General features: G+C 59.8%; 26 protein-coding genes. 13 read left to right on the top strand and 13 right to left on the bottom strand.

Annotation, left to right across the window (positions count from 1 at the left end; translation table 11 throughout):
- The 4 genes from GX181_10635 to GX181_10620 all read left to right on the top strand — a co-directional run.
- Positions 1-378, top strand: a 378-nt coding sequence (locus tag GX181_10635; protein NLM72397.1) for a 3-isopropylmalate dehydratase, incomplete at its 5' end; no start/stop codon positions are given.
- A gap of 98 nt (positions 379-476) precedes the next feature.
- A complete protein-coding gene (locus GX181_10630) occupies positions 477-1,472 on the top strand; it encodes a TAXI family TRAP transporter solute-binding subunit (GenBank protein NLM72396.1) in 996 nt (331 codons plus the stop codon).
- Positions 1,473-1,540: 68 nt separating this feature from the next.
- On the top strand, positions 1,541-3,454 hold the full coding sequence (locus GX181_10625) for a TRAP transporter fused permease subunit (GenBank protein ID NLM72395.1): 1,914 nt from the start codon (positions 1,541-1,543) through the stop codon (positions 3,452-3,454).
- Between the two features lie 26 nt (positions 3,455-3,480).
- Positions 3,481-4,371 (top strand): isocitrate lyase/PEP mutase family protein, encoded by an 891-nt coding sequence (locus GX181_10620; GenBank protein NLM72394.1) that lies wholly within the window; start codon positions 3,481-3,483, stop codon positions 4,369-4,371.
- A 434-nt stretch (positions 4,372-4,805) separates the two neighbouring features.
- Here GX181_10620 and GX181_10615 read toward each other — a convergent pair whose 3' ends face one another.
- A complete protein-coding gene (locus GX181_10615) occupies positions 4,806-5,432 on the bottom strand; it encodes a flavin reductase family protein (GenBank protein NLM72393.1) in 627 nt (208 codons plus the stop codon).
- Between the two features lie 207 nt (positions 5,433-5,639).
- Between GX181_10615 and GX181_10610 the strand changes: the two genes are divergently transcribed.
- Positions 5,640-6,119, top strand: coding sequence for an Hsp20/alpha crystallin family protein (locus GX181_10610; GenBank protein ID NLM72392.1), 480 nt, complete (start codon positions 5,640-5,642; stop codon positions 6,117-6,119).
- 248 nt (positions 6,120-6,367) lie between these two features.
- Here GX181_10610 and GX181_10605 read toward each other — a convergent pair whose 3' ends face one another.
- Positions 6,368-6,712: a hypothetical protein gene (locus tag GX181_10605; protein NLM72391.1), complete on the bottom strand. Its 345-nt coding sequence runs from the start codon at positions 6,710-6,712 to the stop codon at positions 6,368-6,370.
- The gene (locus GX181_10600) at positions 6,709-7,824 is read right to left on the bottom strand and encodes a hypothetical protein (GenBank protein ID NLM72390.1); all 1,116 of its coding nucleotides are present in this window, start codon (positions 7,822-7,824) and stop codon (positions 6,709-6,711) included. Before GX181_10600 ends, GX181_10605 begins: the two co-directional genes overlap by 4 nt.
- Positions 7,825-8,428: 604 nt before the next feature.
- Here GX181_10600 and GX181_10595 point away from each other — a divergent pair.
- Both GX181_10595 and GX181_10590 read left to right on the top strand, forming a co-directional pair.
- Positions 8,429-8,758 (top strand): type II toxin-antitoxin system RelE/ParE family toxin, encoded by a 330-nt coding sequence (locus GX181_10595; GenBank protein ID NLM72389.1) that lies wholly within the window; start codon positions 8,429-8,431, stop codon positions 8,756-8,758.
- Entirely contained in the window at positions 8,748-9,104 is a 357-nt protein-coding gene (locus GX181_10590) for a helix-turn-helix transcriptional regulator (GenBank protein ID NLM72388.1), read from the top strand. Before GX181_10595 ends, GX181_10590 begins: the two co-directional genes overlap by 11 nt.
- A gap of 236 nt (positions 9,105-9,340) precedes the next feature.
- On the opposite strand, the gene GX181_10585 is transcribed toward GX181_10590, so the two are convergent.
- Positions 9,341-10,741: an NAD(P)/FAD-dependent oxidoreductase gene (locus tag GX181_10585; protein ID NLM72387.1), complete on the bottom strand. Its 1,401-nt coding sequence runs from the start codon at positions 10,739-10,741 to the stop codon at positions 9,341-9,343.
- A gap of 102 nt (positions 10,742-10,843) precedes the next feature.
- The gene (recQ, locus tag GX181_10580) at positions 10,844-12,619 is read right to left on the bottom strand and encodes a DNA helicase RecQ (GenBank protein NLM72386.1); all 1,776 of its coding nucleotides are present in this window, start codon (positions 12,617-12,619) and stop codon (positions 10,844-10,846) included.
- Between the two features lie 318 nt (positions 12,620-12,937).
- On the opposite strand from recQ, the gene GX181_10575 reads away from it, so the two are divergent.
- Together GX181_10575 and GX181_10570 are read left to right on the top strand one after the other, a co-directional pair.
- Positions 12,938-13,333, top strand: a complete 396-nt coding sequence (locus GX181_10575; protein NLM72385.1) for a nucleotidyltransferase domain-containing protein — start codon at positions 12,938-12,940, stop codon at positions 13,331-13,333.
- On the top strand, positions 13,326-13,742 hold the full coding sequence (locus tag GX181_10570) for a DUF86 domain-containing protein (protein NLM72384.1): 417 nt from the start codon (positions 13,326-13,328) through the stop codon (positions 13,740-13,742). Before GX181_10575 ends, GX181_10570 begins: the two co-directional genes overlap by 8 nt.
- A 37-nt stretch (positions 13,743-13,779) precedes the next feature.
- Here the strand turns inward: GX181_10570 and GX181_10565 are convergent, their stop codons facing one another.
- From GX181_10565 to GX181_10545, 5 genes are all read right to left on the bottom strand, one after another.
- The gene (locus GX181_10565; protein ID NLM72383.1) at positions 13,780-14,091 is read right to left on the bottom strand and encodes a nucleotidyltransferase domain-containing protein; all 312 of its coding nucleotides are present in this window, start codon (positions 14,089-14,091) and stop codon (positions 13,780-13,782) included.
- Positions 14,088-14,441 carry a hypothetical protein gene (locus tag GX181_10560; protein NLM72382.1) on the bottom strand — a complete coding sequence of 118 codons (354 nt, stop codon included), beginning with the start codon at positions 14,439-14,441 and terminating at the stop codon, positions 14,088-14,090. Before GX181_10560 ends, GX181_10565 begins: the two co-directional genes overlap by 4 nt.
- 32 nt (positions 14,442-14,473) lie before the next feature.
- Entirely contained in the window at positions 14,474-15,895 is a 1,422-nt protein-coding gene (locus tag GX181_10555) for a DUF4139 domain-containing protein (GenBank protein ID NLM72381.1), read from the bottom strand.
- A 19-nt stretch (positions 15,896-15,914) separates the two neighbouring features.
- On the bottom strand, positions 15,915-17,042 hold the full coding sequence (locus GX181_10550) for a hypothetical protein (protein NLM72380.1): 1,128 nt from the start codon (positions 17,040-17,042) through the stop codon (positions 15,915-15,917).
- A gap of 265 nt (positions 17,043-17,307) precedes the next feature.
- Positions 17,308-18,237 (bottom strand): ROK family protein, encoded by a 930-nt coding sequence (locus tag GX181_10545; protein NLM72379.1) that lies wholly within the window; start codon positions 18,235-18,237, stop codon positions 17,308-17,310.
- Between the two features lie 135 nt (positions 18,238-18,372).
- Between GX181_10545 and GX181_10540 the strand changes: the two genes are divergently transcribed.
- Together GX181_10540 and GX181_10535 are read left to right on the top strand one after the other, a co-directional pair.
- Entirely contained in the window at positions 18,373-19,122 is a 750-nt protein-coding gene (locus GX181_10540) for an SH3 domain-containing protein (GenBank protein NLM72378.1), read from the top strand.
- A gap of 55 nt (positions 19,123-19,177) precedes the next feature.
- Positions 19,178-19,615, top strand: a complete 438-nt coding sequence (locus GX181_10535; protein ID NLM72377.1) for a DMT family transporter — start codon at positions 19,178-19,180, stop codon at positions 19,613-19,615.
- A gap of 42 nt (positions 19,616-19,657) precedes the next feature.
- Here GX181_10535 and GX181_10530 read toward each other — a convergent pair whose 3' ends face one another.
- The 3 genes from GX181_10530 to GX181_10520 form a co-directional block, all read right to left on the bottom strand.
- Positions 19,658-20,509, bottom strand: a complete 852-nt coding sequence (locus tag GX181_10530) for a DMT family transporter (protein ID NLM72376.1) — start codon at positions 20,507-20,509, stop codon at positions 19,658-19,660.
- Positions 20,510-20,649: 140 nt separating this feature from the next.
- On the bottom strand, positions 20,650-20,946 hold the full coding sequence (locus GX181_10525) for a DNA-binding protein (protein ID NLM72375.1): 297 nt from the start codon (positions 20,944-20,946) through the stop codon (positions 20,650-20,652).
- A 141-nt stretch (positions 20,947-21,087) separates the two neighbouring features.
- Positions 21,088-21,549 (bottom strand): universal stress protein, encoded by a 462-nt coding sequence (locus tag GX181_10520; protein ID NLM72374.1) that lies wholly within the window; start codon positions 21,547-21,549, stop codon positions 21,088-21,090.
- Positions 21,550-21,687: 138 nt separating this feature from the next.
- Here GX181_10520 and GX181_10515 point away from each other — a divergent pair, with 138 nt between their 5' ends.
- Entirely contained in the window at positions 21,688-22,584 is an 897-nt protein-coding gene (locus GX181_10515; protein ID NLM72373.1) for an acetamidase, read from the top strand.
- 29 nt (positions 22,585-22,613) lie between these two features.
- Positions 22,614-23,870 (top strand): glycosyltransferase, encoded by a 1,257-nt coding sequence (locus tag GX181_10510; GenBank protein ID NLM72372.1) that lies wholly within the window; start codon positions 22,614-22,616, stop codon positions 23,868-23,870.
- Positions 23,871-23,891 lie beyond the last annotated feature (21 nt).

The raw sequence follows: 23,891 nt of genomic DNA, 5'->3' as shown, positions 1-23,891 counted from the left end.
GCCCCCGGGTTCGCCGGACGTGTCCGCCCAGGCGACATCGTGGTCGCCGGCAAAAACTTCGGATGCGGCTCCTCAAGGGAGCAGGCGCCCATCGCAATAAAATACGCGGGAATAGCGGCGATACTCGCCAAGTCTTACTCCCGGATATTCTTCAGAAACGCCATCAACCAGGGCATCCCGGCCTTCATCTGCGACACTGACGCCATGGAGGCGGGGGACGAGGTCACGGTAGATATCGAGAGAAACCACACCGAGCTGCCTGGCAAGAGGCTCGTAGTTCCGCTTGCGCCTCTTTCCCCCGTGATGCTGGACATTCTGGAAGAGGGAGGTCTCGTCGAATACCTTAAGAAAAACGGCACCTTCATCCTCCCCGAATGAGGCGAAAAGCGAAAGGAGAGTGGTAGGTCGGACAAAACACATCGTTTTAGGATCAAATAATGACAGGAGGTACGAAAAGTATGACGCGCAAAAAAATCATGTTCACAGCGGTGTTCGCCGCGGTACTCGCAGGTATGCTCTTCGCGGGCGCCGCAGGAGCGGAAGTGCATCTGAATATGGGCAGCACCTCCTCGACATCGGGAGTCTACGCCTGGTGCGTCGCCGCGGCCAACCTGGTCAACAAGGCCGACAACGGCATCCAGGTGACGGTGGTCGAAAGCGGCGCGGGCATGGACAACCTCAGAAAGCTCAGCGCCGGGGTCTTCGACTACGCCATGGCCATCGACCTTCCCGGATCACTGCAGCTCTACAAGGGCATCGAAGGCTTCGAGGGCAAGCAGTTCAAGGACGTGCGCTGGCTCTTCCTTAGAAACATCTTCGCGGACAGGCTCTACGTCCGCAAGGATTCCGGCGTCACATCCTTTGGCGACCTCAAGGGCAAGAGGTTCTGCCCCGGCATCCCCGGCTCCGCCTCGGCCGCCTACATCATGGATTACGACAAAATTCTGGGGCACGAGATAGACTTGGTCCCGTCCGCGCTAGGCGACGCGATCACGGCTCTCAAGGAGAACAGGATAGTCGGCATGCAGAAATCCAGCGGACTCAACAACATCGACGCGGCCCTCATCGAAGTCAATCTCACCACCCCTCTGACAGTGGTGGGGTATTCCGAGGAGGACGTCAAGAAGATCCAGGAGAGGATCCCCTACATGACCTTCCTTGAGCGTGAAAAGGGGAGCATAGTGGACTTCCCCGACGTCGGACCCATCTGGGAGGAGTGCCCGATAGCCGGAGCGGTCGCGACCGCGTCCATGCCGGAGGAGATCGGCTACCAGATAGTCAAGGCCTATGTCGAGGGATTCGACGAGGTGGTCGCCGCCTACGGCCCGGTCAAGGGCTTCGACCCTGTGGGAGACTACTTCAAGAACGCGGGCGACGACGTGGTTCCTGCCCATGCGGGGCTTATACGCTACGCCAAGGAACAGGGAATAGAGGTTCCCGAGCGTTTCATTCCGCCGGAGTACAAGGAATAGCGCGATAAGGCAATACTCTCTCCCGGCCGCGCCGCGGCGCGGCCGGGAGATTCCGGGAGGGAAACGATATGCTCTTTTCATCATTCGGCGAATACAAGACCAAGGTCATATTCTTTCTTGGCCTTCTCCTTGCGCTCTTCCAGCTTCTCGCGCCAATCTACCTGACCGGCTTTCTGGACATCCAGTTCAGGGCCATACATGTGGCGTTCGGTCTTTCAATAGCCTTTTTTTATTATCCTTTCTCGCGCAAAGCGGACAGGGACGACCAGGATGAAGGCATAACCCTTCTCGACGTCCTGCTGGTGGTCGCGCTTCTCGTCGCCAATATAAACGCCTTCGCGGAGGCGCTGAACATGTATACGGGGATGCGCGAGCCGAGCACGGTCGACCTCGTCCTCGGGGGAATCCTGGTGCTGCTGGTTCTCGAGGCCGCCCGCAGAACAGTGGGATACGCGATCCCGATAATGGTCGTCCTGCTCCTAGCATATATCTTCACAGGCAAGCACTTCCCGGGTATTTGGAAGATCAGGGGCCTCAACCTTGAGTACATCCTCAGCTCCCTCTACTACTCCCCCCTGGGGATATACGGAAGCGTCACGGGGATGTCGGCCACCTTCATCTCAATGTTCATCATCTTTGGCTCTCTCCTCTCCGCGACCGGCGGAGGCAGGACCTTCATCGACATGGCACTGGCCATCACGGGCAAGTACACAGGCGGCCCGGCCAAGGCCGCGGTCGTGGCAAGCGCCCTCTTCGGGAGCATCTCCGGGAGCTCCGTGGCCAACGTCATGGTCACGGGAAGCTATACCATACCTCTTATGAAACGCCTTGGTTACAAGCCCGAGTTCGCAGGGGCGGTGGAGGCCATAGCCTCCTCGGGGGGCGGCATCACGCCTCCCATCATGAGCATCACCGCCTTCATGATGGCCGAGTTTCTGAACATCTCGTACTTCCACATCATTGGCTACGCATTGCTCCCCTGCCTGCTGTACTACACGGGCGTCTTCAGCGGCGTCCACTTCAGGACCCTGCGCATGGGAATCGACAGGCTGCCGCCGGAGGAGATACCCAAGTGGAGGGACATCCTCACCCTGGAGAGGCTCGCCGGCCTGATAATCCCCACGGGAGTGCTGCTCTACCTCATCGCCGTCGGACAGCCCCTGCAGCTGGCGGGCTTCTATGCGTGTCTCTCGGCTCTGCTAGTCTTCCTCATCCTAGGCATGCTCAAGAGGGATATGAAGCAGACACTGAAGCTCATAGTCTCCGCTCTCTCCGAGGGAGGCCGCGACGTGGCGCAGCTCGTGCCCATCCTCGTCTCGGTGAGCATGCTGGTCAACCTGATAGGTCTCACAGGGATAGCCCCCAAGGTGAGCGGCGTGATCCTGGACATCGGAGGGACGAACATCTACTTCTCCCTACTGATCGCCACCATCGTGCCCTTCCTGCTTGGAACCTCCCTGCCCACGGTTCCCACCTACGTCCTCTCGGTGTCGATACTTGTACCCCCTCTTCTCAAGCTTGGCATAGACCCGGTAGCAGCCCACTTCTTCTTCATCTACTGGGCGATCCTGGGCGGCGTGACGCCACCCACATGCACCGCGGCCGTGGCGGCGGCGGGAATCGCCAAGGCGAATTGGGTCAAGACGGGGTTTTTCTCCGTCCGGCTGGGGATAGTGGCCTTCATACTGCCCTACTTCTTCGCCGTAAACCCGGCGCTGGTCGCAAGGGCGCCCTGGTCGGAGATACTGATCCACGGCAGCACGGCGTTCATAGGGTCGATATCGATCGCCTACGGACTGTTCAGCTACAGGGAATGCGCGATCAACCCGTTGATCTGCGGCGCCTTCGCGGTAGCGGGACTGCTTCTGCTCTTCCCGGAGACGATGCTCTCCGTGATCGGGCTCGCGATGCTCGGGACAGCGTTCCTCGTTGACAGAAAAGTGCGCTCCAACGGCGCTGCAAGCGGCAATCCCGCTGTATGAACGACAAACAGAGAGGAGACTGTAACTTGAAAAAGACCACAATGCTAAAAAACATGATCCTCGAGAGAAAGGCCCTCGTCTGTCCGGGGGCGCACGACGCCATCTCGGCCATGCTGATCGAAAGAGCCGGCTTCAAAGCCCTGCAGGTGAGCGGCTTCGGACTCTCGGCCACATACTTGGGACTACCCGACATGGCCTTCATCGGCTTCAGCGACGTAGTCCACTTCACAAAAAACATCGTAGACGCGGTGAGCATCCCGGTAATGGCCGATGCGGACACCGGCTACGGGAACAGCATCAACGCCATGCACGTGACCAGGGAGTTCATCAAAGCGGGCGCGGCCGGGATGAACATAGAGGACCAGGTGTTTCCCAAAAGGTGCGGGCACCTCGAGGGAAAGCAGATCATCCCCATCGAGGAGATGGTCCTTAAGATAAAAGCGTGCCGCGATGCCAGGAACCAGCTGGATCCGGACTTTGTAATAAACGCCCGGACAGACGCCATAGCCGTCACCGGGATCGACGAGGCCATCCGGCGGGCGAACGCCTATGCAGACGCCGGGGCGGACCTCGTCTTCGTGGAGGCGCCGCGGTCGGTGGAGCAGATAGAGAAAGCGGTCCGGGAGATCAAGGCGCCCGTAAGCATCAACCTCATGGATGCGGTCACTGGAGGCAAGACCCCCCTGGTCTCCATCGACAGGCTGCGCGAGATCGGCGTGGGAAGAGTGAGCATCCCGGTGGGCCCGTTGTTTGCCGCGGTGAGGGGCATGACGACCTACCTGGAGGCAATAAAAGACGACAAGATAGCAGAAGGGAGGACAGAACTGGTGGCGCCATTCTCGGAGTTCAAAGAGCTGGTGGGCTTCGAAAAGTTCAGGGAGCTGGAAAGGGGCTATCTTCCCGAGTTCGTGGATTAAAAACCGATCCCTTCCCTGGACGGAAGACCGCAGGAAGCTACTTCATCGAATCGTAATCGACCCGGAATACCCCGAGACGCTACGGTTACTCCATAACGCAAACGGCCGGCATGAGGGTCGATAATGTCGTCCCGAACGAGCGACTCACTTGTTGTCATCCCGAGGAGCTACTCTCTTGTTGTCATCCCGAGGAGCTACTCTCTTGTTGTCATCCCGAGGAGCTTGCGACGAGGGATCTGCCTTTAAGGCACCCTTACACCGGATCCCTCCTCCCGCTGGTCGTTCGGGATGACAACCCCCCGTAGTACCAAGCAAGCCGCCCCAATTATGTCATCCCGAGGAGCTACTCTCTTGTTGTCATCCCGAGGAGCTTGCGACGAGGGATCTGCCTTTAAGGCACTCTTACACCGGATCCCTCCCCTCTCCTCTGTTTATCAGTCTTTTTCGATGCTCTTTCCGACGGAGAACGCGTCGGCCACCGGTTTGTCCCCCAGGCCGTAGTACAGGCCGTACTGAGGCGCGAATACAAGCGGACGGACCTTGAGCGGATCCGGCTGCCCCTTGTCGTTCAGACACTCCTCCAGCGCCCAGGTCCTGACGACCTTTCCGACGAAGAGCACGTGCGAGCCGAGCTCCGCCGAGTGAACGACCTCGCACTCGAACGATATGGGAAACTCCTCCACCAGCGGGGCGTCGACCAGCTCTCCGCGCTTGGGGGTCAACCCCGCGGCGGCGAACTTGTCCCGGTCTCGCCCGGAGAATATCCCGAAGTAGTCCGCCTGTGCGGCCTGCGCCTCGGAGGGAATGTTTACCGTGAAGGCCTTCCGCGCCTCAATGCCGCCGAAGCTGTGCCGCGACCTCTGCACAGCGATGGAGATACACGGCGGCTCCGAGCAACACACTCCGCCCCATGCGGCGATCATGCCGCTGGGGCGAGACTCTTCGTCGTACACGCCCACCAGAAAGACGGGGGCGGGATAAACGGGAAGGGGTTTTGCAACGACTACTTTCACCTTGATCAGCTCCTTATCTGATTTCTCAACAGCGCAGCCAACTCTCATTCTATCCCATCCGGAGTATCCTGAGGACGGCTAGAACCAGTTCCCTCGGAATGATATTGTACGAAAACAAGAGATACACCCTGATATTTCTTGATATTTGCCACTAAATACGCCTGACACCGATTATCTACACTTGCCTGACCAATACTGACGTATATAATAGTATCGTAGGTCAATAAAGGTCAATAATAGACGGAGGTGTTGACTATGTCACGTAGATTTCTTGCAATAAGGCCAAGCGACAACGGATTGCCACTGAACGTTTTTCCCTCTATGGACAGGATGATGCGGGATATGATGAGGGTCTTCGGGGATTTCACGTCCGACGTGGGATATGCGGCCGATGCCGAGAGGATGCCCGCCGTCCCGAGGGGAGACTTCTACCGCAAGGACGGGAAGGTCTTCGCAGAGTTCGAGCTTCCCGGCGTGGACCCGTCCAAGGTGGAGCTGAACGTCTTCGAGGACAGGCTCGAGCTCAAGGCGGAAAAGTGCGACGAGAAGTCGGTCGAGCAGGGCGACGTGCTGCGCTGCGAGCGCTACTTCGGATCGGTGTCGCGCTCCATCCAGTTCCCGGTCGAAGTCGACCCGGACAGCGCCAAGGCAAGCTTCAAGAACGGCGTGCTGACGGTCGAGGTCGCGGAGCAGGTGCAGGCCGAGAAGATGAAGAAGGTCGCGATCGAGTCGTAGCAAGCGGCTCCCAGTATCAAAAGCAAAAGACAGCAGGAGGACGGAAAGGCTTCCAGGCCAGCCCATCCTCCCGCCGTCTTTCAGGACGACCGGAGTTCTGCTAGTAGCGTTGTTCCTCAGGATAAAAGAATACTCCCTGTCCCGAGCGTTTTCTCTCTGTCATCCCGAGGCGGTTTCATCGCCGAGGGATCTTGTTTTGTTTCACCAGGCCAGAGATCCCTCCAGCGCCTCACGCGATCCGGACCGCGTCACCTCTGCTTGAATAGCAAGACGGCGAAGGGCAGAAGCAGCAGCAGGGTCGAAGCGCCCCCTCCCCCGGCCGAACATCCGCCACCGCCGCCGCCTGGGAAGTGCATGAACTCGTAGGCCCCGATATCGATCCCCGAGCCCTGAGGCCTTTTAACTCCGCGCTGGTCCGTAGCGGGGGCGCCCTCGGAAGTGCCGGCGTCGATTGCCGGGCTTCCCGCCAGCAGGGCCATGGTCTTAGTCGGGCCAATGTTATCCGCAAGCTCGCCAAGCTTCGGGTCTTCGTCGATGATATGGTTCTCTTCATCGTCGTCGTCATATCCGCCCTTTATGATGCAGTATTTCACTTCACCACAGGAGCATCCAGCGGATCATGGCCGGCGATCTGCTCGCCCTGAGCCTCGCCCCAGAAGATGCTGTTTACGGCGGTCAAGCCGGCAGAGGCCTTTATTGACTCTCCTCCAACTCCATCAACAGTGCTGTTGTCCATGAAGGTGCAGTTCATCACCCTGACGTCGTCGATACTAAACAGCGCCCCTCCCTCGCCCGCTGAATTTCCCGCAAAGGTGCAGTTCACGACGGTGGTCGGCCTGTGCTTGAGTCCTAGAACAGCGCCTCCGTACAATTTCGCGGTATTGCCCGCGAAGGTGCATCCCTCGGCGCTGAATGCCGTGTCTGGAGCCAAGTAAACCGCGCCGCCGCCCAACACGCCGTTTGCCTTGTTCGACTTGAAGGTGCAATCTTTGGCGCTGAATGTCGCATCGCTTTGCGCGAAAACCGCGCCGCCGGAATCTTCAGCAGTGTTATTCTGAAAAACGCAACGCTCGGCGACAAACATCGCCTTTTCGTACAAGCAAACAGCAGCGCCGTAAATTGATTCGTTCCGAATGAAGATACAGTCCCTGGCCAGCAATTTACTGTTGTCACGACAGGAGACTCCCCCGCCAAATTCTTTATAGGAACCTTTTTTTGATTTCCCAAGGGTGATGGTGAGCGAGTCGAGGACAAAGTCATAGTCTTCCCCGTTGTCCGCCACGACGATGCGGTCAAGGGCATTCGGCGCATTCCCGTCCGGCAAGTATTCGAACCTGAGCACCGACGCGCCGCTGCCTCTCAAGGTGGTGGCGTTCGCCCCCGGGGTCCGCTCGTCCGGGGAGCTTTCGTCTCCTTTAAATCCGCCGTAGATGGATACGCCAATGGCGGGCTCGAAGGATTCATCGGCTTCAGGGGTGTACACGCCCTCGGCAAGCCAGAATTCGGTGCCGGGAGCGGCCGACTTGATCGCCGTTCTAAACGTCTCCTCGCCCATTGCTTTTGTCCAGGAACTTCCGTCCCCGCTGCCCTCGGGCACGACATACTTCACAGCCCCCTCGCCTTGCGCCGGAAGCACAAGAGAGAAGACGATCAATAAAACCGCCAGAAAAAAATACCTCCCGCCAAATCCGCGCGCCTTGCTCACGTGAAACCCCTCCTTGCCTAAGCCCGTCATCTTGACAACAGACTGTTGAATTGCCGCCATACTATCACATGATAGTTATTTATCAAGAGGAATTCTTCAGGCTAGGCACTTCAGTCTGATATATTTGACGTGCGGAGAGGGGTGAAGAGAGCCTCCTCGCGTTTCGCCTCCTCGATATTGCAATCGCCGGAAACGGCAATGCGAGGGCTAGGCCATGCTTGTCTCGCTTTTCCACAACGGCTAAGGAGACGTCTGGGCCCAGTACGATTTGGGCGCCATGTACCACAGAGCTCCGCTTGGTCCGCGGGGCGACTGTCGTCCCGTGGAGTGGCCTTTTATGTCATCCCGAGAAACTGCCTCTTTGTCATCCCGACGACCAGCGGGAGAAGGGATCTCGGTTTGGAGCGAGTTTGCCCCCGAGATCCCTCCGGCGCTTCGCGCCATTCGGGATGACAGAATGAATGGACATCGGGACGAAGAGAGGGTTGCAATCCTCGTCCGACCAGTACTCGAGTTCCTTCTCCGCTCTTGGCGACAGCTCAATCGTCCAAGTCAAGTCGCAATCGTCCATTGACGTTCGTTCTCATTTTGATAACATGCGGTCATTGGCTATTCCATCGAATACTTTAATGAACGGGTTCACGCCGCTATAAAAGCTTGGCCTGTCGGCATTCTCGCCGATTATGCCCGGATTGTCGAGATGCTTATGGAGTTCGGCCCCGAGCTGGGCATGCCGTTTTCGCGATCGATGGGAGACGGGCTGTTTGAATTGCGCCCCGGAGGGCGGGAGGGAAGCGGGCGAGCCTTGTACTGTTACATGACGGGTCGGCGGCTGGTCATACTCCACACCTTTGTGAAGAAAACCGGTTCCACGCCGCGCAAGGACTTGAACATCGCCCGCCGCAGATTGAAGGAGGTGCGCCATGACCGTTAGCGAGTATAGACCGGTGCCACACGATCACGAGGGTTTCCTGGCAAGGATGTCGGAGAGGCAAGGATTCGACTCCGCATATGACGCTCTGGAGGATGAGTATAAGCTTGCTCGCGAGCTCCTGGCGGCCAGAATCAAGGCCGGACTCACTCAAGAGGATGTCGCTGAGTCCATGAAGACCAGCAAAAGCGCGATTTCTCGGCTTGAATCGGGGAGAAGACACTCTCCTTCGGTTCAGACGCTGAAAAAGTATGCCAAAGCAGTGGGCTGCGAAATCGACATTCGTCTGGTAAAAAAAGAGGCTCGACTCGGGAACGAAACCGAGAACCGGTGTAACAACGACAGGTAAACCTACGCTCTTTGATCGCTCGTTCGGGACCGCCTTTGTAATCCCAAGGAGATTGTCCGTACAGAGATCCCTCCGGCGCTTCGCGCCGTTCGGGATGACATAAGCAGGCGACCGAACGAGCGGTTTTTCCGTTCGTGTCGATCGCTATCCCGAGGAGCGCAGCGACGAGGGGAGGGATCTCCTCGTGAAGCGAGTTTGCTCTTGAGGTCCCTCCCCCTATGTCAGCGCCCGTCCCGCTACTTCAGCATTCCCACCAGCTTCCTGATCCAGCCGGCCTTCATCTTGCCCATCATCCAGTCCTCGGCGAGCATCTTGTTTATCATGGAGATCGACGGGAAGGCGTGCTGCATCAGCATCACGTGGTGCATCTTCTTCTTGTACTGTATGGCCATCGTCCACTCGTGGATCAGCTCGCTGGCGGCCTCTCCGACTATGGTTGCCCCCCTGATCCTGCCCCTGGCGTCCATGACGACCTTGATAAAGCCCTCGGGGCGGCCGTCGGCAACGGTGCGGCCGTAGGAGCGGAACTCCTTCTTCACGACCTGTTCGGCCACGTCCAGCTCGCGGGCCTGCGCCTCGGTGAGTCCGACCTGCGCTATCTCCGGCTCGGTGAAGACGGCCCACGGCACGGCGTACCTTTCGCGCTTGAGCATCGGCAGAGACAGGGGCGACAGAGCGTGCATCAGGGCCAGCATCCCCTGGTGCATGGCGGCATGAGAGAGCAGGCTTTGCCCGTTGCAGTCGCCTATCGCGTAGATGTGCGATTTGCTGGTCCGCATGTAGCCGTCCACGGTGATGCCGCGCCTGGTGTGCTCTATCCCGGCGTTCCCGAGCTTCAGGGCCTCAAGCGCAGGTTTGCGCCCGGCTGCGACGAGTATGCGGTCCGAGGTCATGTCCCCCTTGTCGGTGCGGGTGATTATCTTGCCGCCCTTCATCTCGACGGCGGTGATCTTCGCGCCGTTGAGGACTTTTATCCCCTCCGCCGCGAAGGCCTCCTCCAGCACTCGCGCGGCCTCCTCGTCGGCCGGGGGGACGAGGTGCGGGTCCATGTGGGCCATCGTCACCCTGGCGCCGAGGCGAGTGAAGGCCTGCGCCATCTCGGAGCCTATCGCGCCGCCGCCGATTATGGTCAGCGACTCGGGTATCTTCTCTATCTCGAACATGTTCGTGTTCGTCAGTATATCCGGGACGTCGGCGAGCCCCGGAATGGGGGGCACGAACGGCTCCGTCCCGGTCGCTATGAATATGTGCTTCGCAGTGTACGACTCGCCGTTCACCTGCACTGTCCGGTCGTCGACGAACTCCGCCGTCCCGGGGATCAGAGTGGCTCGCTCGAAGGCCGACTGGAACTTCTTGTCGTTTATCCTGTGGATTTTTTCGCGGACGACCCCCATCGGGTCGGCGGACTTCACCGTCAGATCAGCGTCAAAGCCGAACTTGGCCAGGTCCCTCGCGGAGTGAAGCGCCGACCCGGCCTTCAGCAGGGCCTTGCTGGGGATGCAGCCGCAGTTGAGGCACTCTCCGCCGACCTTGTGCTTCTCGACGGACAGCACGTCCAGCCCCATCGCGGCGCCCATCGCGCTGACGGCCATGCCCGCCGGGCCCATTCCTATCACTATGATGTCGAACTGTTTCACCATCCATCACCCTCCCTTTATCACTCGGATGCGGATATTATACCCTCTATGTGTATTTATTAAAACCGGTTGCGCAGGGTGAACTCCGCCGCCTTCTACTCGTCAAGAGACGTGCTCTCGGAGCAGCCTGAGAAAGGCCTCTCCGTACTTATCCCGCTTCACCAGCCCCACTCCGTTGACCTTGAGCATTTCGTCGGACGTTTGGGGCTTCTTTCCGCACATGTCGAGAAGAGTTGCGTCGGAGAAGACCATGAACGCGGGCACTCCCTGGGCGGCCGCTATCTCCTTTCGCAGGGCGCGTAGCTTTCCGAAAAGGTTCGGAGCTGCTGCGGGCATCTCCGGCACTGGCTCTTTAACAGGCACGGGCATCGCCAGCGTTTCCCCCCGGAATAGGACTCCCTTCGCCTGCGGGGTGGTCCTCACCACGGGGAAGGTATCGTCGCTTACGTCCAGAAACCCCCTGGAAACCAGAAAGTTTATCTTTCCCCGAAGCGACTCACGGCTCTCGTCCTTCATAATGCCATAGGTGGAAAGCCCGTCCAGCCCCAGCTGCAGAATGCGCTTGCTCCGGCTGCCCCGCAGCGTGTCTATCAGCAGGGTTATTCCGTAGCGCTCTTTCATTCTGAGCACGCAGGACAGAATCTTCTGGGCGGGGATGGTAATATCCTCCATCCTGAATTCCCTTGTGCAGTTGAAGCAATTGTCGCACGAGTCCGGGGCGTCATCGCTGAAGTACCCCAGGATGGTCGAGCGCAGGCAGTTCGTAGTGCGGCAGTACTCCACCATCTGGCGCAGACGCTTCCGGTCGGCCTCGCGAACCTTCTGAAGGGTTTCGAAGTCCAGCTCCTCGTTTTCACGGTCCTTCTCTATGAAAAACTGGTTGGTGATCACGTCCTGGCCGCCGAAAAAGAGCACGCACTCGGCGGGGGAACCATCCCTCCCTGCGCGCCCGGCCTCCTGGTAGTAGCTCTCCATGTTCTTCGGCATGTTGTAGTGGAGCACGTAGCCCACATTCGACTTGTCTATCCCCATGCCGAAGGCGTTGGTGGCGACTATTATCGGCGCACTGTCCGTCTGGAAGCGCTCCTGGTTTTCGCGCCGCTCCTCCTGCGACAGCCCGGCGTGGTAGCGCGTCGCCGGGTAACCCGCCTTGAGGAGCTTTCCCCAGACATCGTCAACTCCCCTCCTGGTCAGGCAGTAGATTATGCCGCTCTTCCCCCTGCGGCTGCCGAGGAACTCCATCAGAGAAGCCTCTTTGCTCTCTGGAGTCCGCACCTCGAAGTACAGGTTTTTCCTGTCGAAACCGGTGGTGACCAATCGAGGTTTGCGCAGGTCCAAAAGCCTGACAATGTCGTCCCGGACCTGTGGCGTGGCGGTTGCGGTGAAAGCTCCCAGCACGGGGCGGCAAGGGAGAGACCGGACGAAGTCGCCTATCTTCAGATAGCTCGGGCGGAAGTCCTGACCCCACTGGGAGACGCAGTGAGCCTCGTCCACGGCGACGAACGGTATTGACGCACCACGGGCGAAATCCACGAAATCCTCCGTGTCCAACCGCTCCGGGGCGACGTAGAGCAGCGGATACTCCCCGGCTGATGCATTTTTGAGCACTGCCCTCATCTGCCGGTAGGTCAGGGCGCTGTTCAGATAGGCCGCCGCCACGCCGGACTGGCGAAGGGCGCCCACCTGATCCTTCATCAGAGAGATCAGCGGCGATACGACAAGAGAAACTCCCTCGAAGATCAGGGAGGGGAGCTGAAAGCAGAGCGACTTTCCCGCGCCGGTGGGCATTATCCCCACCGCGTCGCGCCCTTCAAGAAGGGAGTCGATTACCTCCTCCTGCCCGGTCCTGAAGCCGTCGAAGCCGAAAAGCTCCTTCAGAGCCGCCTCCTTGCCGCCCGTCAGCACCCCGCCGCTCCTGAAGGCAAGGCGATCAGGGACTTCCCGCCCCTTTCGCTCAACGCCTCTCCTCCTCAAGCAGCACAAGCGCGCTCTTTGTCATTTCAAGCTCCTCCTTCCAACAGAACGGACAGCGCCGTTAAAGCGTTTATCTTTTACTCGCCGCTCCATATTCAACATTCTAGCATGCAACTGGCAGGGAATAGGGGATTAAGCTCGTGACGTGCGCAGGCCTTCAGCCTGCGGGGCGTTTCCGCTCGTGTATAATTACGGACATAACAGGTTAAAGGAGGGAGAACTTTGCAAGACGCTGTGAAAGAGGCGATTAAAGCCTTCTTCGAGGGGGACGATAACGTCCGCCTAGCCTTCCTCTTCGGCTCCATGGCCAGTGGGACTGCCCGTCCCGACAGCGATGCGGACGTGGCGGTTCTTTTTGCTTCGCCCCCTTCTTCCCTAGAACTAGTGGACCTGCGCACCAGCTTGGAAGAGCATCTGAGGCGGGATGCCGACCTGATCTCCCTGAACAGCGCGGGCTCCATAATAAAGATGCAGGTTCTTAAAACGGGAATTCAAATACTTGGAACAAAGAGAGATTACGAGGAGTTTTTCGTCAGGACCGTCAACGAATACCATGATTTCAAGCGAATAATCGCCCCTCTGGAAGAGGCTGTGCTGAGGAGGAGAATCTATGGCTGACCGGGATGTGATTCTGTTGAAAGCGGCGACAATCCAGAGATGCCTGGCGCGGATAGCCGAGGTCACCGGCTTTGATCCTGAGAGCCTTGAGGACATAGACAAGCAGGACATTTTTGTCCTCAACCTCCAGCGGGCGGTTCAGGCCGCCATCGACATGGCCGCTCACGGGGCAGCCTCGGAGCACCTGGGCATTCCCGAGACCGCCGCCGGAAACTTCACCCTGCTGCAACAGGCCGGAGTTATTGATGATCAGCTAACGGAGAAGATGAGAAAAATGACGGGCTTCAGAAATATCGCCGTGCATGACTACGAGGCGCTGGACATCGAAATATTGAAATCCATCCTGGTTCACAGGCTTAAAGATTTAGAGGGCTTCTACAGCGCCATGCTTAAGCGATTTGAGAAATAGGCAGGACTCAGCAGGACTCAACGGAAGAGACATTCTCTCAGGTTGGCTTCTTAAGAAGAATCCTCTCTTTTTTAATATTCTCCCTGAAGGAGGCCGGAATCCCACGCCAGTCCAACACATCGACAAAAAAGGGCAGTGAGGACTCCTCAAGAGCGTCCAGGAGAGCGCCGAGCCTCTCTATCGGGACAGGCTCCGCTCCAACAAGAACCAGATCAAGATCAGAGCCCCGATGGGCGTGCCCCGAGACCCGGGAGCCAAAGGCCCATACCTCCCGCTCTGGCACATGCTCATTCAGGATTTGCAGCAACGTCGCCAGGTGTTTTTCTTTAATGTCCAGGCAATCCTTCATTCTCTGCCCCCTGAGTTCGACGCCCCTTTAAGACGCATAGCGTCAAGAAGAAGAGTCGCCTGCTCCTCCAGATTTTCCGCATGGGAGAGCAACATGGCGCTTTTCTCCTCGCTGTAGTCGTGTGAAGTGCCGAGGCGGGCGTCCCAGAAAGTTATCCAGGTTTCCGCATCAAGCATGCCGAGACTTCCTGCAAGCCGGAAAAGACTCTTTGGGCCTACTTCTCTGTCGTACCCCTCCGTCTGCACAAGAAGCCTCTTACATGTTTTCCACGAGGACTCTATCAGATACTCAAAACGCTGAATCAGAGCCTCCCTTACAGTTACAACGAATGGTTCAAGAGGCTGCTGCACAGGGGTTGTGCAACAGCCTCGCACGAGTTTATTTAAAACCGGTTGCGCAGGGTGTAAGTGACGACCTTCTCCTCGCCCGGCTCCGCTGTTATATCAAAGCGAAGTCCGAACGCGTCCGTCTTCTCGTATTCCTGCGAGGATGAGAGCACCTCCCAGGTACCGTAGACCCTCTCCATGAACGACACGGTCGCAGGCTCGTCCTTCTTGCGGTTTTTGACGACAAGCTCCCAGGATGTCTCTATCACGTTCTCCGCTATCTTCTTGTACTTTGTCTGGCGTCGCTCGGCCACCACGTCGAAGGCCTCGCCCACGGTCAGCCGTACCTCCTCGTCGCGGGGAGTGTGGTCTATTCTGTCCTCGCCGATGAACTGGAGGCTGCCGCTCGAGTCCTTCTTGTACAGGCGGATTATCCCCTTGGGCAGCGGCATGCCGAGGTTGTTCTCCTCGGAGTTCTTGAACGAGATCACCACGTTCACCTTCTGCTTGATGCGCCCTCCCCTGTACTGGGAGCGGAAGTAGTCGACCGACCCGCCCGCGATGAGCTCCTTCTTCAGCTTCGAGTCAAAGGCCTCCAGCAGGCTGATCTGCTTGGTCTGGTTCTGGCCGATGGTGGTCCTGCGCGAGAGGTTGTAGATGTGGTACTCGAAGAACTCCTCCTCCTGAAAGGAGGGCGGCGCGGCGGGCGCGGGCATGGCCGCCCTGCCCATGTACATGGCTGGGGGCATGATGTCTCGGACCTCCTTGACCTCGCCCGCGATCAGCTTGAGCACGGCGTCGTTGTAGCGAGCACCGCTCTGGTTGTTGATCGTGACCCAGCCCGTGAGGTCCGCGGTCCTGTCGTCGCCGCTCAGCACCAGGATGTAGTCTGCCTTCCAGTTCATTCCCCTGGTCATGTAGGAGACCTCCATCTCGTGCGGCTCCTTGGAGGAGTTGGCGCACAGCCAAGCGAGTGTCGGGCGGGCGTAGAGGTTGTCCGGGATAGAGGGGACGATCTTCATCCCCGGATAGTTAAGGTAGATCTGTCCGTCTATCTCGAAGACCATGCCGTTGTTGACGCTCAGCAGCTTCGCGTCGACCATCCTGGATTTGTCGTGATAGTCGTTGCGCAGCTCGATCTTGATCTCTCTGCCGACGAACTTCTCAAGCAACTTCTCCGGGCTGATCAGGTCGTACTCGTAGTTCTGCTCCAGTATTGCGAGGCCATCCGGCCTGTTCTTCGACTTTACGTGGACCGTCTCCGGCTTGATCGCCGAGGCCACGTCCATGAAGCGCAGCTCCCCCTCCCCCTCGGGTAGCGAAACGCTGCGGGTGTCCTTGACCAGCGCGAGGTCTGAGTTGTAGACGGTCACCTCAAGCCCGGTCCGCTCGGAGTCCGTGCTTGTGGTCGTCTCGGCGAGCGCTGGAAGGGCCGGCAGCAGCAGGAAGAGCAGGATGATTATCTGTAAGCTTTTCATGTCTTGGAGCCTCCTTGAGTTATGGTTTTTCCCCTGCGAGCCTCTTGATATCGTCTACGAGGAAGAGCACCCGCAGCAGGTAGATGAGCACGCCGCCGTTGGCGATCAGCACTACGCTGATGACGAGGCCCGGTATGATGCCCGGCAGTAGCATGGACGCGCCGAACAATATGGAGACGCAGCCCATGACCGCCTGCGTGCCGAAGAGCCTGAGCAAGACCCGCCCGACCGGCTCCGGCGGCGGAGATTTCCTGGTCGCGCTCAGTGACGGCAGGGCCTTCAGCAGAGTCATAAGGCCGTTGATCACGTTCAGGGCCCCTATCAGGATAGTGAGGGTCGGGACAAGCACGTCGGGCACCACGCACGAGACTATGCCCGCGCCGGCAAAGAGCAGCCCAAGCAGCAGCATCGCCCTGCTACGAGGGAAGGGTCCTATGGGAGTGCTGCCCGCGGCGAGCATCTGCACCGAGTTCACCACCATCAGCAGGCCGAGCTGGGCGCTTGGAGAGAATGGAAGGATGCCGAGGTTCACGGGGACGAGCAGGGCTCCGAGCAGGACGAGGAAGACTCCCATCAGAAGAAGCATGCCTTTGTCGAACGGAAGCCCGCTCCCCTCCTCTGGCTGCGGGTAGGCCCTGTAGACGGAGGCCAGCAGTCGCGCAAGGTGGATGACCGCTCCACCCTGCAGCATCAGCATGAAGGCGGTCAGGTAATGCACGGAGGCGGACTGGTCTGCATATAAAAGCGCCCCTATCACCATCGAGAGGAGGTATACGGCGGCGCACGAATAGGGCAGGTGCTTGAGCACCCCGCCGGTCCTGACCCAGAGGCGGAACCTCTGCGGAGAGAGGATCATCTGGGCCATCAGCAGCATACCGCCGGGCGTAAGGCAGATGAAGAGCGCGATCCTTACCGCGCCGTCCGGGACGGACGGTATGACGCACGTCACTATGCCGGCCGAGGCGATGAGTAGCCCGACCGCCAGCAGCCCCCTGGACGCCGGCAGCTCTCCGAACGGGGTTTTTCCCATCAGCATGGTCTGCAGGGCAAATATGAAGAGTACAAGGCCATGCAGGCCGCTCTCGTAGTAGGGCGTCAAACCCGCCGTCGCGGGGAGGAGCAGCGTTCCCGCGATCAGCGCGGTCATCCCGACGACGACGAGCACCGCCGTCTCCAGCGGGAGCTCGGCCTCCGCTAAAAACCACCTGCGCACAGTCAAGCAACTCCTTTCATCATGGCAAGCAAGATCCTGGAAGGGTCCACAGAACAGTAGGCAGCCAAGGGCTTCGGCCCCCTTTCGGAATAATTTTTCTTATTATACTCCTTTCGGGTTCTCGGGCGAAGCATCCCCGTCTTTTTCCGGGGGAGTCGACGGGCGGCCGCCACAGAGCGGCGCCGGCGCTGGATCCCCTCTATCGCCCTGCTCGGTCCAGCTCGTCCAGGGCCAAGGCCAGAGCTCCGCAGACACCGGCGTCGTCGCCCAGGCCCGGGGGAACGATGTATTCGTCCATCCCCTCTTCCAGCGAGGGAGACACAACGTATCCGTTTAGAACGTCGCGCAGATCGGCGCGCACCATCGCGAAAAATCTCTCCGCGCCGAGCAGGCCGCCCTTCGGCACGCTGCCGCCGAGGATTATGCGCCGGGGCGACAGGGTGCAGACGATGTTGCCGAGGGCGAGGGCCGTGTAGCGGGCCTCCAGCGTCCACGCCTCCGAGTCCGGCGAGATCTCCGTCGCCGCCATCCCCGTGCGTGCCTTCATCGCGGGCCCCGAGCACAGCCCCTCCCAGCAGTCTCCGTGGTAGGGGCAGACTCCGGGGAAGCCGTCCCCGTGAAAGCGCGGGATGCGCATGTGCCCCGCCTCCGGGTGCACCAGTCCGTGTACCGGCTTTCCTGTAGTCACCACCCCGGCTCCTATTCCGGTGCCGATGGTGATGTACACGAAGTCGTCCAGCCCCTTCGCAGCCCCCCATCTCCTCTCGCCGAGCGCAGCGGCGTTCACGTCCGTGTCGAACGCGACCGGGACGTTCGCAAAGGCGCGCCTCGCCCTGCCGAGCACGTCTGTGTCGCGCCATCCCTGCTTCGGCGTGGAGGTTATGAAGCCGTATCGCGGAGAGGCGCGGTCCAGGTCCACAGGGCCGAACGACCCTATCCCGACGGCTCGCAGCAGCCCGCGTCTCGCCTGTTCAGCGAGCAGCCATCCGAGAACCTCTCCGAGCGCCGTCTCCGGATCCGACCCCGAGGGAAAGACGGCCCTGGTCAGATCGTCCGGCCCTCTCCCGACCGCGCAGACTATCTTCGTCCCCCCCGCCTCTATTCCACCGACAAGAGGTCTCTCCCTCATCCCGCCATCCCTCCCTCACATGCAGATTATATCCTTTTCCCGCCCGGAGTGCAGTTGCGCGGCTTTCTTCCATGGACTATCATTGCGAAGCTGGCAAAGCAGCGGGGAAAGAGAGGACGAAGGAGGCATCCGATAGTGAAAAGATTTACGATGAGAGGGGCGTTCTTGGGGCTGACGGCGGCATGCGTGCTCATGGCGGCATGCGCTTCGGCGGATGCGGCGATGAGGGTGGCGAGGGTGACTGGAAACGGAGTGAATATGAGAAGCGAGCCGTCGACCTCCGCCGGCAGGATCTCCGGCCTGTCGAACGGCGACTTCCTGCTTGTGATGGAGGAAAGAAGGGGGGACAAGCACCCCTGGTACGGAGTGATGGCTGAAGGCGCGGTGGAGGGATGGGTGTACGGGCATCACGTTCGGTTTCTGACGGAGGAGGATAGGGACAGGTCCTACGACATGGATGTCTACGAACAGTTCGAGGCCTTTCACATGGCGGTCCTGGACCAGCTGCCACATAACCACGAGGGAGCGAAAGAGCGCTTCGGCAAGCCCGCCTCGGAGGAACACATACCCATTCCATCGGATCACGACCCCAGCAGCATTGTCGACTACTACACTCTGAACTATCCGGGCTTCGAGCTCATCTACTTCGAGTCGGACGGCGGCTCCGGCCTGCTCGGAATCGACCTTCCGGCACCTGGCCTCACGCTTGGCAAGCGAGTGAAAATAGGGGCGGACGTGTCGGATGTGGTTCTCGAAGCGGGAGCCCCCATCTTCTGCGAGGAATCGACGCTTATTTGGACGGATTTCTCGGGTTACACGGAATTCTACGTCTCGCTCGATGGAAGGAGCGTCACGAAGATCAAGCTGTTGACCTGGCTTGACTGACCGTAGCCCGGCGCGCGTGGTATGATACCCTCGACTCGACGAGAGGAGATAGTCCATGCTTGAGACAATACTTGTAATCCTGATCGGGCTGGCCGGGGGCGTTGCGGTCGGTCTGCAGTCGCCTCTCGCCGGTGCGCTGGGACAGAGGATCGGCCCGGCGGCCGGCAGCGCGATAGTCCACCTTGGGGGGCTGCTGCTCTCCCTCATGCTGGTGCTGCAAAGGGGCGGAGAGAGGATAGGCGAGTGGGCCTCCGCTCCTTGGTACATGCTGGTCTCCGGTACCCTGGGCGTCGTGCTCTTCCTGACGATCAACGTCACTCTGCCCCGCCTGGGCGCGGCGGCGATGATAGCACTGATCATAGTGGGGCAGCTTCTCACGGGAGTGCTGATCGACACGCAGGGTTGGCTGGGCGTGCCCGTCCGCCCGCTCGACCTGTACAGGGCGGCGGGTATCCTGCTGTTGCTCGCGGGAGGCTGGCTGTTGGTGCGCTAGGCAAAGGAGCAAGGCCTATGTTTTGTCGTCCCGAGCAGCCCGCTACTCTACCGCGTCGGCGGGCCTGCCTGAGGCGAAGGCGAACAGGAACGCCCCCGAGAGGATGATAGCGCCCCCTACGACGGTGGCTGAGTCCGGAAGTTCTCCTACGATCAGGAAGCCCTGCAGCGTAGTAAGGAAGGGCGTTATGAACATGTAGTTGGTGACGTAGGACGTGCGCTCGGCCTTCATGAAGGCCTTGGCCCACGTTATGTACGCGATCGCACTGGGGAATACCCCCAGGAAGACCACGTAGGATAGAAGCGTTCCGGAGGCGGTGCGCGCCTCTTCTATCGAACCGGGAAGGAAGACCGCCAGCATGATTGTACCGGCGAATATGCCGTAGGTGGTCACCTGCAGCGCGGAGTAGCTCCTGGTGAGGAAGCGCTGCAGCAGGTTGTAGGCGCACAGAGAGACGGCGGCGAGAAGCAGCCACAGTATGCCGCTGTTTATGGTGAAGACGCCGTCCTTCATCGTGAGCACGACGATCCCTGCGAATTCAATGGCTATGGCCAGCCACTGCACTCCCCTGAGGCTCTCGCCCAAGACCATGCGGGCGAAGAGAGCGGTCATCACCGGCACCGTGGCCATGATGACGCTGCTGGTGGAGACGTTCACCGTCTCGCACCCCTTGTTGAAGGCTATCATGTAGAAGAAAAAACCGAGTGCACCGGCCGCGGCGAACCACTTGATGTCCTCCCGCCGGGGCGGCTTGATCCCCGTGGCGAGCGCGACCGGGAGCAGGGTGAGGGAGGCCGCCAGGTACCTGAGAAACCCCAGCGAGTACACGGAAAAGTGGTGGAGCGCCAGCCGGGTGGTCACGAAGGCCAGCGACCAGAAGAGGATCGTGGTCATTGCGTAAGGGTGAAAAGAGTCCCGGAATCTCGTAAGATCTCCCCCTAAAGACAGTCTGATTCGGCTGAAAAAAAGACAAGACCACCACCAAGGGCCGGATTCCTGTCGGCCCGGGCAGCACTGAAAGAACGAGGCTTGAATTACACCAGTTTCTCTATCTCGAGCGCGTTGATGTAGAGTTCGCCGCTGCCCAGCGAGGAGCGCACATCCCCGCGCACCCGCAACAGCGTCCCCTCCTCCAGCCCTCTGAAGGACTCCTGGAGCTTCGGATCGTACACCCTGGCCAGCAGAAAATCTTTACGGACGCTTCCATCCGCCCCCGGCGTCTCCTGGCGTATGGAGAAGGACAGGTACTTCTTGGGCTTGCCGGCGGTCGATGCGTCGACCTTGATCAGATGGAGCGTCCCGGACACAGTCACAGCGTTTTCCGTCTTCATCGGACATCAACTTCCCTTCCAGGATTATTAGGGCTAGCGCTAGCGCCCTCCCCTTCAAATTGTATTCCTATTGTACCACCTTCGCCCTCGTATGTCCGCGCCGCAAAATGTATTTTGCACCATACACGCAATGGCGCGGCTCTACCGATAATCCTCCCTCTTCTCCTTCGGCCGGTGCACGTACACGCTGCACGGCGCCTGGGCGACGACCTTCGCCGCCACGCTGCCCAGGAAGAAGCGCTGCATCGGGCTCAAGCCCCGGTGACCGATCATGATGATGTCCGCGTCCTCCTCCTCGGCGAATCGGACTATCTGGTCGTAGACCCTCCCCTTGCGCACCGATATGGACATCCTCGGAATCCTCTGGCCGGCGACCTCCATTCGCTCTTCGATGAACTTCCGGAACTCCTCCTTCACCGTGTCGTCGGACGGGGGCAGTATCACCTCGGCCTCCCCGTAGAAGACCGGTTCGTGCTCCAGTATCGTCATCACGTGCAGGAAGAGCATCTCCGCCGCCTCCTCCCTGTTGGCGTAGTAGATCGCGTAGTCCACCACGCCCTTGCTGGTATCGCTGCCGTCGATGGGCACAACCACTCTCTTCATTCTTGTCGCCTCCCCTGAAGAATGATAAAAAACTTGACTTAACGCCCTTTCACGCCCAAGTATATCACCGAAGAGAACGCGGCATCCGCTCCCTTTTCTGCTACAATAGCCGAAAGCAATCAACCGGGAGGTACAGCAATGATAACAGTCTCCGACTCGGTATTCTCGTTCTCGCCGGACCACCCGCCCGTCGCAAGGGTTCGGCCCGGCGACACGGTGCGCTTCGTCGTCCAGGACTGCTTCTGCGGACAGATCACGGACGAGTCGGTCCTGACGACCGAGATAGACTTCAGCAAGCTCAACCCGACCGCCGGACCGGTGTACGTCGAGGGAGCGGAGCCGGGCGACGCTCTATGCGCCGAGATCCTGTCGATCGACATCGCCGACAGGGGCTATCTGTGCACCATGCCCGGCTATGGGCCGATGGGCGACTGGTGCGAGCTCCGCACCAGGGAGGTAGAGGTCCTGGACGGAGTGCTGCGCTTCAAGGACCTGCTCTTCCCCGCGCGGCCGATGGTGGGGGTAATGGGGACCGCCCCGGCGAGCGGCGAGGTAGCGTGCGAGGACCCGGGACCTCACGGGGGAAACATGGACTGCAAGCTGATCGAGGCGGGAGCGAGAGCCTACTTTCCCGTGCGGACAGAGGGCGCCCTCTTTCAGCTGGGCGACCTGCATGCATCGATGGGCGACGGGGAGATAGGCGGCTCGGGGGTCGAGATAGCCGGAAGCGTGATAGTGCGCCTGGGGCTGGTCAAGGACTTCCAGATCGACTGGCCGCTGGTGGAATCGCGCGGCATGCTGCACGCCGTGGCGAGCGGGCCCGAATTCGTCTCTGTTCAGCGCGACGCCGCTCGCCAGATTCAGCGTCTGATCACCGCAGCATGGGGGTGGGACGACACGGACGCCGCCCTCTACCTCGCGGCCAGGGGGGACTCCGCCATCTGCCAGAGCTGCAAGCCGAGCGACTTCGACATGGTGCTGCGAGTGGGCGCACCGATGGAGCCGAGCATGCCGCGCCTGGCCCCCCTCCCGTAATCCCTTAAGGAACAGAGGCACGGCATAGTATGAAAACCCTTCTCTTTCTGACCAGCTCCTACCCGTACTACCCCGCGGAGTTTTTCATCGAGAACGAGATACCGTACCTGGCCGAGGCCTTCGACACTGTCTGCGTCGTCCCGATGGGCGGGGACGACACAAGACCGCCTCGCGCCGTTCCCGAAAACGTTATCGTCGCGGACGACGTGCGACGTCTGCTGAACGGAGGCAGGCGGGGGCTCCTCGAGAAGATCGCAATAGGCGCTGTCTCTCTGCCCAGAGGCATTCATGCCGTTGGAGAGGAGGCCCTCTCCCGTAGGAAGGCGATCATGCGAAAGAGCAGGGCGCTTCCGGCGATGCTGCGGCAAGCCGCGGTTGCCGGCTATATCGCTCCGGCGATAGAGGAATTGATCGTTCGCCATAAGCCCTCGGTTGTCTACAGCTACTGGCTTTCCACCTCCGCTCTGGCGGCTCAGCTCGCGCTCGACCGACTGGGGCGTCCCGCGCCCCTTGCCGCCAGGTCTCACAGGTTCGATCTGTACGAAGAGGAGAACGACCTGAACTACTGTCCCTTCCAGAACTACCTGGTCTCAAGACTGGACGCGGTGCTTCCTGTATCCGACCACGGAACCAGCTACATCAAGGGAAAATACGGCGGCATCGCCAGAGGCGACATAAGGACCTCCCTCCTCGGCGTGCACGGTGGAGGGATCTCGCGGCCCTCTGCCGACGGAGTGGCTCGCGTGGCTTCCTGCTCCTTCGCGAGGCCGATAAAGAGATTGCCGCTCATGGCGGAGGCCATCGGACAACTGGACTACCCTGTCCTCTGGACCCACATCGGAGACGGGCCACAGCTTCCTGAAGTCAGGAGACTTGCGGCTGACATCATGAAGGAGAAACCCCACATCCGCATCGAATTCAAGGGGGAGCTTCCCAACAGAGAGGTGCTGAACTACTACGACACGAACCCGGTGGACGTCTTTCTCAACGCAAGCTCGTCGGAGGGGATCCCGGTGTCGATCATGGAGGCGTCCAGCAGAGGGATTCCGACAGTCGCGACCGACGTGGGAGGAACCTCGGAGCTCGTCCATGACGGCGACGGAGGCGGACTTCTCATGCCCAGGGACGTTACGTCCGCGGGAATCGCGGAGAGTCTGAGCCTCATGCTGAACGAGCCGAAAAAAGACAGGAAGAACAGGAGAGAGGCGGCATACAGGAGATGGAATAAGTGTTTTAACGCCGCCACGAACTACGGGGAGTTCTGCGGCTACCTGCAATCGCTGTAGTCCGGGTCTTGCGGAGCTGTG

The sequence above is a fragment of the Synergistaceae bacterium genome (genome assembly GCA_012521675.1).
Lineage (GTDB): Bacteria > Synergistota > Synergistia > Synergistales > Aminobacteriaceae > JAAYLU01.
This window is presented reverse-complemented; position numbering and strand designations above follow the sequence as displayed.

Excerpts from the sequence above, each read along its gene's own strand:
- GX181_10630 (NLM72396.1), top strand. The coding sequence starts at position 477 with ATGTTCACAGCGGTGTTCGCCGCGGTACTCGCAGGTATGCTCTTCGCG.
- GX181_10625 (NLM72395.1), top strand. The coding sequence starts at position 1,541 with ATGCTCTTTTCATCATTCGGCGAATACAAGACCAAGGTCATATTCTTT.
- GX181_10615 (NLM72393.1), bottom strand. The coding sequence starts at position 5,432 with ATGAGAGTTGGCTGCGCTGTTGAGAAATCAGATAAGGAGCTGATCAAG.
- GX181_10610 (NLM72392.1), top strand. The coding sequence starts at position 5,640 with ATGTCACGTAGATTTCTTGCAATAAGGCCAAGCGACAACGGATTGCCA.
- GX181_10590 (NLM72388.1), top strand. The coding sequence starts at position 8,748 with ATGACCGTTAGCGAGTATAGACCGGTGCCACACGATCACGAGGGTTTC.
- GX181_10570 (NLM72384.1), top strand. The coding sequence starts at position 13,326 with ATGGCTGACCGGGATGTGATTCTGTTGAAAGCGGCGACAATCCAGAGA.
- GX181_10565 (NLM72383.1), bottom strand. The coding sequence starts at position 14,091 with ATGAAGGATTGCCTGGACATTAAAGAAAAACACCTGGCGACGTTGCTG.
- GX181_10555 (NLM72381.1), bottom strand. The coding sequence starts at position 15,895 with ATGAAAAGCTTACAGATAATCATCCTGCTCTTCCTGCTGCTGCCGGCC.
- GX181_10550 (NLM72380.1), bottom strand. The coding sequence starts at position 17,042 with ATGACCGCGCTGATCGCGGGAACGCTGCTCCTCCCCGCGACGGCGGGT.
- GX181_10545 (NLM72379.1), bottom strand. The coding sequence starts at position 18,237 with ATGAGGGAGAGACCTCTTGTCGGTGGAATAGAGGCGGGGGGGACGAAG.
- GX181_10535 (NLM72377.1), top strand. The coding sequence starts at position 19,178 with ATGCTTGAGACAATACTTGTAATCCTGATCGGGCTGGCCGGGGGCGTT.
- GX181_10530 (NLM72376.1), bottom strand. The coding sequence starts at position 20,509 with ATGACCACGATCCTCTTCTGGTCGCTGGCCTTCGTGACCACCCGGCTG.
- GX181_10525 (NLM72375.1), bottom strand. The coding sequence starts at position 20,946 with ATGAAGACGGAAAACGCTGTGACTGTGTCCGGGACGCTCCATCTGATC.
- GX181_10520 (NLM72374.1), bottom strand. The coding sequence starts at position 21,549 with ATGAAGAGAGTGGTTGTGCCCATCGACGGCAGCGATACCAGCAAGGGC.
- GX181_10515 (NLM72373.1), top strand. The coding sequence starts at position 21,688 with ATGATAACAGTCTCCGACTCGGTATTCTCGTTCTCGCCGGACCACCCG.
- GX181_10510 (NLM72372.1), top strand. The coding sequence starts at position 22,614 with ATGAAAACCCTTCTCTTTCTGACCAGCTCCTACCCGTACTACCCCGCG.